The sequence below is a fragment of the Brevundimonas huaxiensis genome, assembly GCF_014218725.1.
GTDB classification, from domain to species: domain Bacteria; phylum Pseudomonadota; class Alphaproteobacteria; order Caulobacterales; family Caulobacteraceae; genus Brevundimonas; species Brevundimonas huaxiensis.
The window spans coordinates 356,738-371,406 of the sequence record NZ_JABBJE010000001.1; the positions used below are offsets into that span (position 1 = coordinate 356,738).

At 65.9% G+C, this 14,669-nt stretch carries 14 protein-coding genes; 7 read left to right on the forward strand and 7 right to left on the reverse strand.

Annotated features, from left to right (window positions below):
- Positions 1-216: 216 nt before the first annotated feature.
- From HF680_RS01805 to HF680_RS01825, 5 genes are all read left to right on the forward strand, one after another.
- Positions 217-1,332, forward strand: a complete 1,116-nt coding sequence (locus HF680_RS01805) for an MlaE family ABC transporter permease (protein WP_185223912.1) — start codon at positions 217-219, stop codon at positions 1,330-1,332.
- Positions 1,329-2,105: an ABC transporter ATP-binding protein gene (locus HF680_RS01810; protein ID WP_185223913.1), complete on the forward strand. Its 777-nt coding sequence runs from the start codon at positions 1,329-1,331 to the stop codon at positions 2,103-2,105. The genes HF680_RS01805 and HF680_RS01810 overlap by 4 nt, the downstream gene beginning before the upstream one ends.
- A 12-nt stretch (positions 2,106-2,117) precedes the next feature.
- Positions 2,118-3,056, forward strand: coding sequence for an MlaD family protein (locus HF680_RS01815; protein ID WP_017504604.1), 939 nt, complete (start codon positions 2,118-2,120; stop codon positions 3,054-3,056).
- Positions 3,053-3,703 carry an ABC-type transport auxiliary lipoprotein family protein gene (locus HF680_RS01820; RefSeq protein WP_185223914.1) on the forward strand — a complete coding sequence of 217 codons (651 nt, stop codon included), beginning with the start codon at positions 3,053-3,055 and terminating at the stop codon, positions 3,701-3,703. Before HF680_RS01815 ends, HF680_RS01820 begins: the two co-directional genes overlap by 4 nt.
- 94 nt (positions 3,704-3,797) lie before the next feature.
- Entirely contained in the window at positions 3,798-4,700 is a 903-nt protein-coding gene (locus tag HF680_RS01825; RefSeq protein WP_039246452.1) for a hypothetical protein, read from the forward strand.
- Positions 4,701-4,703: 3 nt separating this feature from the next.
- Here the strand turns inward: HF680_RS01825 and uvrA are convergent, their stop codons facing one another.
- The 3 genes from uvrA to HF680_RS01840 form a co-directional block, all read right to left on the reverse strand.
- Positions 4,704-7,649 carry an excinuclease ABC subunit UvrA gene (uvrA, locus tag HF680_RS01830; protein WP_185223915.1) on the reverse strand — a complete coding sequence of 982 codons (2,946 nt, stop codon included), beginning with the start codon at positions 7,647-7,649 and terminating at the stop codon, positions 4,704-4,706.
- Between the two features lie 110 nt (positions 7,650-7,759).
- Positions 7,760-8,254 carry a group III truncated hemoglobin gene (locus tag HF680_RS01835; RefSeq protein WP_185223916.1) on the reverse strand — a complete coding sequence of 165 codons (495 nt, stop codon included), beginning with the start codon at positions 8,252-8,254 and terminating at the stop codon, positions 7,760-7,762.
- 25 nt (positions 8,255-8,279) lie between these two features.
- Positions 8,280-8,714, reverse strand: a complete 435-nt coding sequence (locus HF680_RS01840; RefSeq protein WP_185223917.1) for a hypothetical protein — start codon at positions 8,712-8,714, stop codon at positions 8,280-8,282.
- Positions 8,715-8,889: 175 nt separating this feature from the next.
- On the opposite strand from HF680_RS01840, the gene HF680_RS01845 reads away from it, so the two are divergent.
- Positions 8,890-10,500, forward strand: a complete 1,611-nt coding sequence (locus HF680_RS01845; protein ID WP_185223918.1) for an ABC-F family ATP-binding cassette domain-containing protein — start codon at positions 8,890-8,892, stop codon at positions 10,498-10,500.
- 6 nt (positions 10,501-10,506) lie between these two features.
- On the opposite strand, the gene HF680_RS01850 is transcribed toward HF680_RS01845, so the two are convergent.
- The 4 genes from HF680_RS01850 to HF680_RS01865 all read right to left on the reverse strand — a co-directional run bounded on the left by HF680_RS01850 (position 10,507) and on the right by HF680_RS01865 (position 14,035).
- A complete protein-coding gene (locus tag HF680_RS01850) occupies positions 10,507-12,084 on the reverse strand; it encodes an EAL domain-containing protein (RefSeq protein ID WP_185223919.1) in 1,578 nt (525 codons plus the stop codon).
- A gap of 90 nt (positions 12,085-12,174) precedes the next feature.
- Positions 12,175-12,612: a flagellar basal-body protein FlbY gene (locus HF680_RS01855; RefSeq protein WP_185223920.1), complete on the reverse strand. Its 438-nt coding sequence runs from the start codon at positions 12,610-12,612 to the stop codon at positions 12,175-12,177.
- Positions 12,609-12,911 carry a rod-binding protein gene (locus HF680_RS01860; RefSeq protein ID WP_091747798.1) on the reverse strand — a complete coding sequence of 101 codons (303 nt, stop codon included), beginning with the start codon at positions 12,909-12,911 and terminating at the stop codon, positions 12,609-12,611. The genes HF680_RS01855 and HF680_RS01860 overlap by 4 nt, the downstream gene beginning before the upstream one ends.
- A 2-nt stretch (positions 12,912-12,913) precedes the next feature.
- Positions 12,914-14,035, reverse strand: coding sequence for a flagellar basal body P-ring protein FlgI (locus tag HF680_RS01865; protein WP_017504614.1), 1,122 nt, complete (start codon positions 14,033-14,035; stop codon positions 12,914-12,916).
- A 183-nt stretch (positions 14,036-14,218) separates the two neighbouring features.
- On the opposite strand from HF680_RS01865, the gene HF680_RS01870 reads away from it, so the two are divergent.
- Entirely contained in the window at positions 14,219-14,644 is a 426-nt protein-coding gene (locus tag HF680_RS01870; RefSeq protein ID WP_185223921.1) for a flagellar assembly protein FliX, read from the forward strand.
- Positions 14,645-14,669 lie beyond the last annotated feature (25 nt).

The following is a 14,669-nucleotide window of genomic DNA, read 5'->3' on the forward strand; positions in this document are numbered from 1 at the left end:
TCCCGTTCGGCCGCGTTTGGCATCAGCGCCAGCGTGACCGTTGGACGTTTCATTGGGGGAGGCGATCTCGACACGATCGATCGACAAACATCCGTGCGAATGTTATCGCGCGTTGACATCGAATGCCGGCTTGACCATTAGGGCGGCAGGGATTTCGGCTGTCTGTTCAGAGGGGCAGGGGATAATCGCGATGTCAGACCGGTCATCAGAGGCCCGATGAACCAGGCCGCATACGAAATCGTCGATCGTGATGGCGAAGCCCGTCTGCGCCTGACCGGCGACTGGACGACCACGGCGCTGGGCCGTCTGCCGACGGAGCTGAGCCGCGATCTGGAAGGCCGCGAAATCGCCAGCATCGACACCTCCGATCTTGGTCGCTTCGATACCGCAGGCGCGCTGGCCCTGGTGCAGGCCTCCAGCGGCCGCCTGTCCAAGAGCCAGTGGAAGGATCGACCCGAGGCCGGCCGTATCTATCACATGATCGAACTGCTGGAGCGCCAGAGCGCCCCGGCCCCGAAACGCCCCAGCGCCTTCGTTCGCACCTTCGCCAAGATCGGACGCGGCGTGTATGATTTCGGCGGCGAGGCCATGTTGTCGCTGGCGTTCCTCGGCCGACTGATGGCCGCCGTGGTCGAAGCCGCCAAACGCCCCGGTGGCATCCGCTGGCCGGCCTGGGTCAGTCAGGCGGAGCGGGCCGGTCTGGACGCCATTCCGATCGTCATGATCACCAACTTCTTCATCGGGGCCGTGATCGCCTTCATCGGCGTAGATTTGCTGACCGACTTCGGCGCCCAGGTGTTCGCGGTTCAGTTGATCGGTGTCGCCATGTTCCGCGAGTTCGCCGTGGTCATCGCCTCGGTCCTTCTGGCGGGACGTTCGGCCTCGGCCTTTGCGGCGGAGATCGGGTCAATGCGGATGAATCAGGAGGTCGACGCCATGCAAGTCATGGGCGTCGATCCATTTCAGGCCCTTGTAATTCCTCGTGTTGCGTCGCTGGTGATCATGCTGCCGCTGCTGACCTTCATGGGCATGATCGGCGGTCTTATCGGCGGTCTGGTCGTGTGCTGGAGCTCGCTGAATCTCGGCCCGTCCTTCTTCTTCCAGCGTCTGGTCGAGGACGGCACCATGGCCCAGCATCTGATGGTGGGTCTGGTGAAGGCGCCGGTCTTCGCCCTAGTGATCGCCGCCATCGGTTGCCGTCAGGGCATGGCCGTCGCCGGTGATGTCGAAAGCCTGGGCCGCCGCGTGACGGCCGCCGTGGTGCAAGCCATCTTCGCCATCATCTTCCTGGACGCCGTGTTCGCCCTGGTCTTCCTGGAGCTGAACATATGACCGAAGCGCCAGAAAACCTGATGGAGGTGCGCGGCCTGCTGAGCCAGTTCGGCGAGCGCACCATCCACGAAAACCTCGACCTCGACCTGGTGCGCGGCGAAGTCCTGGGCGTCGTCGGCGGATCGGGGGCGGGCAAGACCGTGCTGCTGAACACCATCATCGGCTTGAAGGAGCCGGAAGGCGGGTCGGTGAAGGTGCTGGGCTACGACCGGGCGAACCTGACCAAGGCCGAGGCGGCCGACATCGAGAAGCGCACCGGCATCCTGTTCCAGCAGGGCGCGCTGTTCTCATCGCTCAGCGTGCTGGAGAATGTGGCGTCGCCCTTGGTCGAACACACCAAACTGCCCAAGTCGGTCATCTATGAGCTGGCTGAGCTCAAGATCGCCATGGTCGGTCTGAAGCCCGAGCATCACCATCTGAAGCCGGCGGAACTGTCGGGCGGCATGAAGAAGCGGGCCGGCCTTGCGCGTGCGCTGGCGCTGGACCCCGAGCTGGTGTTTCTTGATGAGCCGACGGCGGGCCTGGATCCCATCGGCGCGGCCGCCTTCGACGATCTGATCCGGCAACTGGCGGACGACCTCGGTCTGTCCGTCTTCATGATCACCCACGACCTCGATACGCTCTACGCCATCTGTGACAAGGTGGCGGTGCTGGCGGACAAGCGGGTCGTGGAAAAGGCCACGGTGCAGGAGCTGGAAGGCTCCGACCATCCGTGGATCAAAGAATATTTCCTGGGGCCGCGCGGACGCGCAGCCACCAAGTCTGCCGCCTGAGGAGAGCGGATCATGGAAAGAGACGCACATTACGCCGCCGTCGGCATCGCCACCGTCGCCCTTCTGGCGGCCTTGGCGGTGTTCACAATCTGGCTGGCCCGGCTGCAGTTCAACAGCGACTACGACATGTACGACATCGTCTTTTATGGGCCGGTGAACGGCCTGTCCAAAGGCGGCGAGGTGCATTTCAACGGCATCCGCGTCGGCCAGGTCACCGACCTGAACATCGACACCAAGCGCGACGATCAGGTCATCGCCCGTGTCCGCGTGGACGGCACGACGCCGGTGCGCGTGACCTCGCGCGCTCAGCTGCAACCGCAAGGCATCACCGGCTTGAACTACATCCAGATCACCGCCGGCTCGCCCAACAGCGCCCTGTTGAAAGAGCAGTATCCGGACAATGTCGTGCCTGTGCTGCAAAGCCAGCCGTCGCCGATCGCCGAACTGCTGAGTGGTTCGGGCACGGTGCTGGCCCAGACCGTGGATGCGCTGAACCGGATCAACCGCGTCATGTCCGACGACAATATCCGCAGCTTCTCCACCAGCGTGAAGAACGTCGAGGCCCTGACGACCGAACTGGAAGCCCGCAAGGCCATCTTCCAGCAACTGGAAGAGGCCGTGACCAACGCCAACGCGGCGGTGAAGGAATATCAGGCCCTGGCCGTCGACACGCGTCAGATCATCAATACGGACGGTCGCCAAGCCATCGCCAACATCAACTCGGCGACGGCGGAGGCCCGCACGGCGATCGCCTCGGCCAACCGTTCGATCACGGGTCTGGAGCGTCCTTTGGGTGACTTTGCGACGACCAGCCTGCCGCAACTGACCGGCACGATCGAAGAACTGCAGGACGCCACCCGGTCTCTGCAATCCCTGATCGACGATGTCCGCGCCAGTCCGCGCGACTTTATCGGTCGTCCGAAATCCAAAGAGCTGGAGGTGCAGCCGTGATCCTTCGTCCTGTCCTTCGACTGGCGGCGTCCGCCGCTGTCCTGACCGCGCTGAGCGGATGCGCCCTGCTGTCGTCGCCGGACCCGGTGCAGAACTATCGGTTCGGCCTGCCGATGGTCGCGCCGTCGGCGGTGGGCGACACGCCTGCGCCTCTCACGGTCTCGATCCGCCGCATCGAGTTCCCGCAGGCGACCGGCGACGACAAAATCCTGGGCGTCACGGGTCTGGAGACGGCCTATATCGGCGGCGCACGCTGGGTGTCGCCGGCCTCGACCCTGTTCGACGACAGTCTGAAGGCGGCCTTCGCCAACCGAGCCGATCGCATTCGCGTACTGGGTCGTCGCGAACCGGGAACGCCGCCGCTGATCCTGCAAGTCACGGTCACGACGTTCGAGGCGCGTTACGCCGCGCCGGGCGCCGTGCCGGATGTGGTCGTGACCGCGCGGGCGCAGCTGCGCTCCACCCCGGAACGGCGCGCGGGCGGCGGCACCATTCGTCCCGAGGAAGGGCGCTCGGTCGAGCGGGTCTTCACCGTGACCCAGCCCGCCGGCGACAATCGCGTATCCGCCATCGTCGCAGCCTTCGACACGGCGACCCGCGACATCAACACCCAGATCGCGGACTGGACGATCGCCTCCGCGAACTGAGGCGATCGAACGCGTGATGCCGTAACGGCGGCGGTGCGGGACGTAGGCTTGTGGATGCGCTAGGGTGCGCCGCGAATCTGCTCCCGGAGTTGTCATGAGTTTTTCCGCCACCGACGCGGCCTTCGAAGGCTTCCGGGTCGTTCGTCGGCATCCGATCGTCGCGGTCGCCTGGGGCCTGGTTTATCTGGCCGTCTATGTCGCCATGTTCGGACTGGGCGCCGACAAGTGGGCCAGCCTGATGGCGGCGGGTGAAGCGCTGGAACAGTCGGCCAACCCGTCGATGGCGGAGTTTCAGGCCTTGGGTCAGACTTACGCCGGAGCCCTGATCTGGGCCGCGCCTATCGGCTTGCTGGTCGGCGCGGTGCTGAGCGCGGCGGTGGCGCGCTCGGTTCTGCGGCCGGACGAGTCGTCGTGGGGCTATCTGCGTTTTGGCATGGATGAGGTTCGTGTTCTGGCGGTCAGTCTGATCGTCAGCCTGGCTGTCGGTCTGGCGTCGGGCGTCGGCATGATGGTGGTCGGCGCGGCTATCGGTTTCGGCGCGGCGTCGGGTCAGGCGCTGCTGATTTTGGCCGGCGTGCTGCTGATCTTCGCCGTCTTCGCCCTGATCGTATGGCTGGCGATCAAGTTCAGCCTTGCGGTGCCGATGACGATCGATCGTCGCAAGATCACCATCGTGGAATCGTTCGCCGCCACCAAAGGACATTTCTGGTCGCTGCTGGGCATGGCCGTGATCGCCATCATCATGTCGCTGATCGTCAGCATCCTGGGCATGATCATCGGCGCAGCGGCAGACCTCGCCACCGGCGGCATCCAGACGCTGGCGCGCTTCGACGGCGAGGGATTGGGTCAGATCCTGATGCAGGCCTGGCCGGCGATCCTGGTGTCGTCGATCGTCAACGCCTTCCTGGCCGCGCTGCAACTCGCGGTCCTGTATGCCCCGTTCGCAGCGGCCTGGAATGGGCTTCGAGGCGGTCAGTCGACCGACGTCTTTTCCTGACGATCAGGCCGACGCCTTCACTCTTTTCTTCTTTGCCGGAGCATCGACGGAGCCGCCCAGGGTCGCCACACGCGCCTTGCGGCGGTCCTCGTGCCGATCCAGCACCTCCTTGAGGTATTTGCCAGTCCAGCTGGCCTTGTTGTCCGCGACCTGTTCGGGCGTGCCGACCGCGACGATCTCGCCGCCGCCGTCGCCGCCTTCGGGACCGAAGTCGAGCAGATAGTCGGCGACCTTGATGACATCGAGATTGTGCTCGATCACCACGATGGTGTTCCCGGCCTCGACCAGTTCCTGCAGCACCTCGAGCAGCTTGCGCGTATCCTCGAAGTGCAGGCCGGTCGTCGGCTCGTCGAGGATGTAGAGGGTGCGGCCGGTGGCGCGTTTCGACAGCTCCTTGGACAGTTTGACCCGTTGGGCCTCGCCGCCCGACAGGGTGGTCGCCGGCTGGCCGACCTTGACGTAACCTAGGCCCACGCGTTCCAGCGTCAGCATCTTGTCGCGGATCGGCGGCACGGCCTTGAAGAAGCTGGCGGCCTCCTCGACCGTCATGTCCAGCACGTCCGAAATGGACTTGCCCTTGAACACGATCTCCAGCGTCTCGCGGTTGTAGCGTTTGCCCTTGCAGACGTCGCAGGTGACATAGACGTCCGGCAGGAAGTGCATCTCGATCTTGATGACGCCGTCGCCCTGGCAGGCCTCGCAGCGACCGCCCTTGACGTTGAAGCTAAACCGGCCGGGGCCGTAGCCGCGCGCCTTGGATTCAGGCAGGCCGGCGTACCAGTCGCGGATGGGGCCAAAGGCGCCGGTGTAGGTCGCGGGGTTCGAGCGCGGGGTGCGGCCGATGGGCGACTGGTCGATGTCGATGACCTTGTCGAAATGCTCCAGGCCTTCGATCCGGTCGAAGGGGGCAGGGGCCTCCGATGCATTGTTCAGCCGACGCGCGGCGGCCTTGTACAGGGTTTCGATGGTGAAGGTGGACTTGCCGCCGCCCGAGACGCCGGTGATGCAGGTGAAGACGCCGACCGGGATTTCGCCGGTGACGCTCTTCAGATTGTTGCCGCTGGCGCCGCTGATTTTCAGCATCCGCTTGCGGTTGATGGGGCGACGGCCCTCGGCGGGGATTTCGATCTCACGCTCGCCAGTCAGGTATTTGCCGGTCAGGGACTTGGGGTTGGCCATGACCTGGGCCGGCGTACCCTCGGCGCACACCTGTCCCCCGTGAACCCCGGCGGCGGGGCCCATGTCGATGACGTAGTCCGCGGTCAGGATGGCTTCTTCATCATGCTCGACCACGAGAACCGAGTTGCCGAGGTCGCGCAGGCCCTTCAGGCTTTCCAGCAGGCGGGTGTTGTCGCGCTGGTGCAGGCCGATGGACGGCTCGTCCAGCACATAGAGGACGCCGGTCAGACCAGAGCCGATCTGCGACGCCAGGCGGATACGCTGGCTCTCGCCGCCCGACAGGGTGCCGGAGGACCGGGACAGGTTCAGATAGTCCAGGCCGACGTTGTTCAGGAACCGCAGCCGGTCGCAGATTTCCTTCAGGATGCGCCGGGCGATCTCCATCTGCTTTTCGGTCAGATTCTCTTCCAGGGTCGAGAACCACAGATAGGCCTTGGAGATCGACAGGGTGGAGATGTCGGCGATGTCCTCGCCGCCGACCTTGACCGCCAGGGCCTCGGGCTTCAGCCGCTTGCCGTGGCAGGCGTCGCAGGGCGTCTCGGACTGATAGCGCGCCAGTTCCTCACGCACCCAGGCGCTGTCGGTCTCGCGCCAGCGGCGCTCCAGGTTCGGCAGGACGCCCTCGAACGGCTTGGAGACCTCGTACTTTCGGGCGTTGTCGTCATAGACGAACTTGATCTTTTCGGACCCCGTGCCGTGCAGGATGGCCTTGTGCGCCTGGGCGGGCAGGTCACGCCACGGCTTGTCCATCGAGAAGCCGTAGTGGAGGCTCAGCGATTGCAGCGTCTGGGTGTAAAGCGGCGACGGCCCGCGCGCCCACGGCGCCACGGCGCCCTTGTGCAGGGTCTTGTCGCGGTCGGGGATCACCAGATCGGCGTCGAACGCCAGCTTGACCCCCAGGCCGTCGCAGACCGGGCAGGCGCCGAAGGGGTTGTTGAACGAGAACAGGCGCGGTTCGATCTCGCTGATCGTGAACCCCGACACCGGGCAGGCGAACCGTTCGGAAAACAGGATGGAGCGCGGCGCTGTCTCGCCTTCGGCCGTGGAGGCCCATTCGGCGTTGGCGATGCCATCGGCCAGACCCAGCGCCGTCTGCAAGCTGTCGGCGTAGCGCGCTTCCTGATCCGGTTTGGTGACGATCCGGTCCACGACGATGTCGATGTCGTGCTTGAACTTCTTGTCCAGGGCGGGCGCTTCGTCGATCGGGTAGAACTGGCCGTCGATCTTCAGGCGCTGGAAGCCCTGACGCTGCCATTCGGCGATTTCCTTCTTGTATTCGCCCTTGCGGCCGCGAACGACGGGAGCCAACAGCAGGATGCGCTCACCGTCGGGCAGGGCGACCAGCTTGTCGACCATCTGGCTGACGGTTTGGCTCTCGATGGGCAGGCCGGTGGCCGGCGAATAGGGCACGCCCACACGCGCCCACAGCAAACGCATATAGTCGTGGATTTCCGTCACCGTGCCGACGGTCGAGCGCGGGTTCTTGGACGTCGTCTTCTGTTCGATCGAGATGGCTGGGGAGAGGCCTTCGATCAGATCCACGTCCGGCTTGCCCATCAGCTCCAGGAACTGGCGGGCATAGGCTGACAGGCTTTCGACATAGCGACGCTGGCCCTCGGCATAGATGGTGTCGAACGCCAGCGAGGATTTACCCGACCCCGACAGGCCGGTCATCACCACCAGCTGCTCACGCGGAATGTCGAGATCCACGCCCTTGAGGTTATGCTCGCGGGCGCCGCGAACGCGGATGAAGTTATGCTTTTCGGTCATGCTGTCCGGAGAACGCGGAGGAGGGCCGGCGGGTCCGGCGCGACATCGCTATATGGGGACGAATTGCGGGATTGAAGCAAGAACAATGTAGGAACATTGCGGCCGGCGCATCATTCCGGCGTCCACGCCTGCGTGGGCCGCACGAAACGCTCGCCCTTGGCCAGAAGCACGCCGCTGGCGTTGGCGACGCCGAGTTCAAGGCTTTCGGCGATGCGGCGGGCGCGTTGAATGAAGTGGTCGGCGGCGATGGGCGGGCAAAGGGTGCGCGCGGTATCGGCGAACAGCTCCAGCCAGCGATCGAAATGCCGCGCATCGATGGGAAGGGGCAGGTGTTTTGGCATCGGCCGGCCCTGATAGACGCCGGTGGACAGGGCGACCGACGACCAGAACAGCTTCATCTGCGCCAGATGCGGCGCCCAGTCGGTGATCCGGTGTGCGAAGATCGGGCCGATCAGCACGTCGTCGCGGACACGGGCGTAAAAGCCTTCGACCAGGGCGTCGATCATGGCCTCGTCTATGCCGGTCTGGTCTCGCAGGCGCTGGACGGCGGCCTCGCGCCGCGCGGCGGCGCCAGCGGGGTTTTCAATGCGGAAACGGGTTTGCATGACGGCAGGTCTAGCCGCCGCCAGCCTAGTGGTCGAGAAAGTCGCCGGCGTTGAACGACAGGACGCAGATGGGGTCTCCGCCCGTCGTATCGATCGAGCAGGAATCGACGCCGAACAGGTCGGCCTCGACCTTGGCGGTCGAGCGGAAGGTGCGGCCGTCACGCTGGAATGTCGATCCGATCTTCTCGCTCCACGGGATCAAGGCCGCGGCAAAGGCCGCGGCCGGCGCACCCGTGCACGTGAACAGAATATATTCCGCGCCGTCCCCGTTGTCCGCGCGGCGATAGGCATCGGCCGCAGCAGCCTGCTGCAGGCAGGCGGCATAGAGCCGCGCGTTCGGCGGCGGCGCCTGCGTTGGCACGGCGCTGTAGTTTGGGGCTGATGGCGGCGCGTTCGGCGCGGTGGCGCAGGCGGCGCAAGCGAGGGCGGAGAACACTGTGAGCAGGACGACTGGCTTCATAGGGGTCTCCTCAAGGCCAAGCTTCTCACGCGGCCGTGTTCGACGCCAGACTTGCGCATTGCGGGATTACGACCCATCCTGCTTGTTCTGACGCGTTTTGCAGAAGGTTTGACGATCATGATCATCGCATTGGCCACCGGTTCCGCCCTGTCCGCCATGCTGCTCGTGATCCTCAATGCCAATCAGCCCAAGCCGAAACGCGTCCCCGTCCGCACTCGCGACACTCGACAAGGTCGCCGCTAGGACGCCGGACGGCGCCACCCTCTTCGACAATCTGAGCCTGACGTTCGGGCCTGAGCGCACCGGCATCGTCGGTCGCAATGGTGCGGGAAAGAGCACGCTGCTTCGCCTGATCTCGGGCGAAGCCGCGCCGGCCGAAGGGGCTGTCGCGCGAGCCGGAGCGATCGGCGTCTTGGATCAGCGCTATGAGCCGACGCCTGCTGAGACCGTTGCTCAAACCCTCGGCGTCGAAGGAGCGCTGGCGGTTTTGGGGCGGGCTTTGGCAGGGCAGGGAACGGCTGACGATTTGGCCGAGGCCGACTGGACGTTGGAGGCTCGTCTTGATGAGGCCTTGCGCGACGTCGGGCTGCCGGATGTGGACCTCGAACGCCTGACGTCCAGTCTCAGCGGGGGCGAGCAGACGCGGTTGCGCTTGGCGCGGTTAAGGCTGGCCTTGCCCGATCTGATCCTGCTGGACGAGCCGACCAATCATCTGGATGCCCAAGCGCGGGCGCTGGTCGCCGACGTCATCGCACGTTGGGACGGCGGGGTCGTGGTGGTCAGCCATGATCGCAACCTGTTGCGCCGCATGGACCGAATCCTTGAGGTGTCGAGCCTGGGCGTCGCCAGCTACGGCGGCGGCTATGACGCCTATGTCGAGCGAAAGGCGCTGGAGCGCGAGGCGGCGACGCGGGATCTGGCCGAAGCCCAACGCGACCTCGCCCGTGTCGGCGCCGAGGCTCAGCAACGCGCCGAGGCCCAGTCGCGCCGCGACGCCGCCGGCCGCCGTAAGGCCGCGAAGGGCGACATGCCGAAAATCCTGCTGGGCGCACGGGCCGAGCGCGCCGAAAGCACGGGCGGCCTCAGCCGCTTGCTGGCCGAACGACAGGCTGAGGCCGCGCAGGACGCCTTGGCTTCAGCCCAGGCGCGCGTGGAGCGAACGCGAACGCTGGCGATCCCGATGCCGACGACCGGCCTGCCAACGGGACGGGCGGTGCTGACGTTGGACCAGGCGGGCTGGGCGACACCTGAGGGGCGTACGATCGTCGGGCCGGTCGATCTGAAGTTTGTCGGGCCGGAACGGGTCGCGATCACGGGACCGAACGGCGCGGGCAAGACGACCCTGTTGCGGCTGATCACCGGCGATCTGCAACCGACGACAGGGCGCGTCGAGCGGCCTGTGCGGGCGGTGCTGCTGGATCAGGAGGTCAAGATCCTGAGCCCGGACGAAACGCTGGTGGAGGCGTGGCGACGGTTGAACCCGAAAGGCTCGGTCAATGACGCACAGGCGGCGCTGGCGCGGTTCCTGTTTCGCAATACGGCGGCGCAGCGCCGGGTCGACGAACTTTCGGGCGGCGAGCGGCTGAGGGCGGGCCTGGCCTGCGTCATGACAGGCGCGACGCCGCCGCAGTTGCTGGTTCTGGACGAGCCGACGAACCACCTCGACCTGGACGCCATCGCGGCGGTCGAAGAGGCGCTGAACGCCTATGACGGCGCCTTGATCGTCGTGAGCCACGACGTGGATTTCCTGGCGGCGCTGAAGATCACGCGCACGATCCAGCTCTAAGGTCGGTCAGCCCCAGGCCTCCACGGCGCCCTTGCGACGGACCATAGACGGGCTGGACAGTTGGGTGCGCGGCTCGGCTTCGGCGCGGCCGAACAGCCAGCCTTGGCCGTATTCGACGCCCGCCGCCTTGAGTTCTGCGGCGACGCCGTCGGTTTCGATCATCTCGGCGATGGTTTCCAGACTCATCGAACGGCACATTTCGACGATGCTGTGCAGCATAGCCTTGGAGCGTTGGTCGGTCTGGATATCGCGAACAATGGCCCCGTCGATCTTGACCGAGTCCACCGACAGTTTGCGCAGATAGTCGAAGGCGGCGGCTCCCGCGCCGAAATCGTCGATGCAGACCTTGATGCCGGCTTCGCGCAGCCCGGCCAGGCGACGGTCGGCGGCTTCGATGTCTGCGACGGCGGAGGTTTCGGTCACCTCGACCATCAGGCGACGACGTTCTTCGGGCGCGCCGGCGGTCATGCGCAGCAACTGCTCGACATAGGTGTCGTCGCCCAGCGAGGCGCCCGAGACATTGACCGCCATCTTCAGCAGGCCGGCGCCGGGCTGGCGCATCCGCTTCAGCACCTTTTCCGCCACGGCGAGATCGAATGACTCGATCATGTCCAGCTCCTCGGCCATGCGAATGGCTTCCGCGGGACCGCTGTTGCCGCTGAATCGGGTCAGGGCCTCGAAGTGATGGACCGCTCGTGAATCCAGATGGACGATGGGCTGATAGTGGACCTGGAACTCGCGCGACTTGACCAGGCTGCGGAAGGTCTCGGCGTCGCGGAAGGTGCGCTTCAGCGAGTCGGCGAAGGCGATCTGCGGATTGGCGAGGCCGTCGCCCTTCAGGCAGCCTTCGATGGCGAACCGCATGGCGCGCAGCACGCACAGGGAATCCGATCCGGGCGGGACGGGCGAGCTGAACGCCTCTGCACCCAGCGACAGGCCTTCGGCCCGGCCGGCCTCAACGATTTCGGCAGCGATGTCACGACGGTCGTTGGCGGGGCGGAGAAGGGCATAGCGGACGCCCGTGACCTGCGACGCGCTCGATCCCTCGACGGCGGCGGACTGAAGCGTGGCCTCGATGCGGCGGTTCAGACGATCGGCGGCTTCGCCGGTGACATTCTCCAACCCGGTAATGTCGAGGAAGGAAAGGGCCAGGTCGGGATTGGACTCCAGCACACGCCCGGCGTCGGCCAGGAAATCTTCCGGTTCCAGAAGCGGCCGTGTGTCCAGATCCTCCAGCGCGAAGGCCGGGCCTTCGTAGGAGATGGCGCAGGAGACGGCCGGCGCCATCTGCGGCAAGACGAAGGCGCGGAAAGAGGCGCGGCGCACGCGGTCGGGGCCGGCCGCCACAAGGACCGACGTCGCCGGAATACGCACGCCGGACTTCATGCCTTGCAGGGCGGTCAAGGTGGACGCGCCGTCGTGCAGCAGATCGAGCAGGGGACGGCCGGTCCAGGTTGCGCCTGCGTCCTCGCCGGCCACAGCGCCCGCGCCGATCGCAAAGGAGACCACGCCTTTCGGATCCACCTCCACCAGAGTGTCGGCGGAAGCGAAGGCCAGGCCTAGGAGGCGGGTGGTCAGCGTCATGAGGCCATGCTGGCACGCAGTCGCTTAAAAAATAGGCAATGACCCTTAAGGCGCGAACCGTGATCGGCGAACGGCGAAGGGACTTCCCGTTCAGGCCATCCGATTGAGGGCGACAGCGCGTCCGTCGCCCAGCGAGGCCCGGCCGTCGGCGGCATAGGCGGAGGCGGGGGTGCGGGCGGCGGTGACCTCCGCCGCGATGGCGCGGACCAGACCCTCGGAGATTTGACGCGCGGCGTCGACGGCGCGGCTGTGTCGCGTCAGGACGGCGTCGAACTCACGCGTGGCGTTGATCAGGGTCTTTCGATCTTCGAGCGGAGCGCCGCTCAGCAGCGCCGGATTGGCCTTCACATGAGCGGAATCGCGACGGTAGAGATTGGCCATCTCCTGGGTTTCCGACAGACCGGCGGCCACATCCTGAGGACGGCCGTCGGCGAAGGCGGCTGTTTCGGCCTTCAATCGCTCGGTGAGACGCAAGGTCAAGGTCGTCAACTGACGAACCCGCGCCTGGGCCAGTTCGGTGTCGCTCATTGCCGGCCCTCCTGCATCTTCAGCATTTCGGCCATGACGGTGTTGCTCAGACCGATGCCCCCCGCCTTCACCGTGGACTTGGCCATTTCGTCCAGCATGAAGCTGCGCCATGTCGCCTCGCCCTGGCCGCCGCCGAACAGGCCGTCGGTCGACAGGCCTTCGAACATCGGCTTCAGCATTTGCGAGATGAAGGTGGCCTCGAAGGCCTTGGCGGTTTCCGCGATCTTGTCTCGGTTAGCCGCCGTGGGCGCGGCCGCGGCGGGGCGCAGCAGGTCGGCGGAGACGGTCAGGTCGGTCATGCTCACATCACCTCGATGTCGGCCTGCAGGGCGCCGGCGGCCTTGATGGCCTGCAAGATGCTGATCATGTCGCGCGGGCTGACGCCAAGGGCGTTCAGGCCGTTGACCAGGGTGGAGAGGTTGGCGCCACCGCCCACCAGCCGCATCTGGGTGCCCAGATCCTCTTCGACGTTCACCTGGGTCGAAGGGACGACGGCGGTCTGGCCCCGGCTGAAGGGCGCCGGCTGGCTGACTTGCGGCTGTTCGTCCACCGATATGGTCAGATTGCCCTGAGCGATGGCGACGCGAGAGATGCGCACGGCGTCGCCCATGACGATGACGCCGTTGACCTCGTCGATGATGACCTTGGCGGGCGTATCGACGCTGACGGCCAGGTTTTCGATCCGGCTGATAAAGCCCGCCATGCCCAGTTCGCCGGGCGCGCGCAGGGACACGACCGTGCCGTTCTCGGCCAGGGCCGACCCCGGGTAGGCGGCGTTGACGACGGCGGCGACGCGCTGGGCGGTGGTGAAGTCGGGGTTGCGCAGGTTCAGGCGCACCTCGTTCATATTGGCCATCTGGAAGCCGGTCTCGCGCTCGACCAGGGCGCCCGAGGCGATGCGGCCCGCGGTCGGCACGCCGCGCGTCACCGACGACCCCGAACCGCCCGACGCCGAGACGGCGCCGGTCTGGACCGAGCCTTGCGCCACCGCATAGACTTGACCGTCTGCGCCTTGCAGGCTGGTTACCACAAGCGAACCGCCCAGCAGGCTCTTGGCGTCGCACATGGAGGCCACTGACACGTCGATGCGCGAGCCGGGCGTGGCGAAGGCCGGCAGGTCGGCCGTGACCATGACGGCGGCCATATTCTTGGTGTTGGCGTTGGCGCCGCGGATATTGACGCCCAGCCGCTCGGTCATGCCTTCCAGCGACTGGCGGGTGAAGGGGCAGTTGCGTAGGGAATCGCCCGTCCCGTTCAGCCCCATGACCATGCCGTAGCCGACAAGCTGGTTGCCGCGCACGCCCTCGACGGCGGCGATATCCTTGATGCGCGACTGCGACTGGGCCAGCGCCGATGTCGCGCCGCCGGCGACGACAAGCGTCGCGGCGACGGAGGCGATCAGGCGGGCAAGCAGATTTTGCATCGGTCAGGCGTCCACGCAACGTTACGACGCCGTCTGTGCGAAGATCATGCCGCGGAATTAACGACGCGAATTCAATGACAGTCGGCCTTTGAAGGTCAGAGAAGCGGCAGAATTTGCCGGGGCGTTAACCAAACAGTCATCGCCGCCCGTCATCCATGGTTTCATGACGCGGAGCACCTGCACATGAAGGTTGTCGGCCCCAACGGCGTCAGCACGCCTGCCAGCACACGTCCGACGCGATCCGCCAGCGGCTTTTCGCTGGGGCAGACTGCGGCTGCGTCCGCGCCTGCCGCAACGACCGCCAGCGCAGCAACAGGCGGGGTCTCTGACGTCTCGGCCCTGATGGCCCTTCAAGGGGTCGAGGGGCCGCTGGAAAAGCGGCGTCGCGCGATCCGGCGCGGCAGCGGTCTTCTGGATCGTCTCGATGAAATCAAGTTGGCCCTGCTGAACGGCGACGCCGACGAGGGGGCTCTGGATCGACTGGCGCGGAGCCTGCGCGAAGAGCGCGCCGACGATGACGACAAGGACCTGGCCGCCTTGCTGGATCAGATCGACCTGCGCGCTTCAGTCGAACTGGCGAAGGCGGAAATGCGCCGCAACCGCCCCTGATACGAAATAATCGTCTGACATCAGG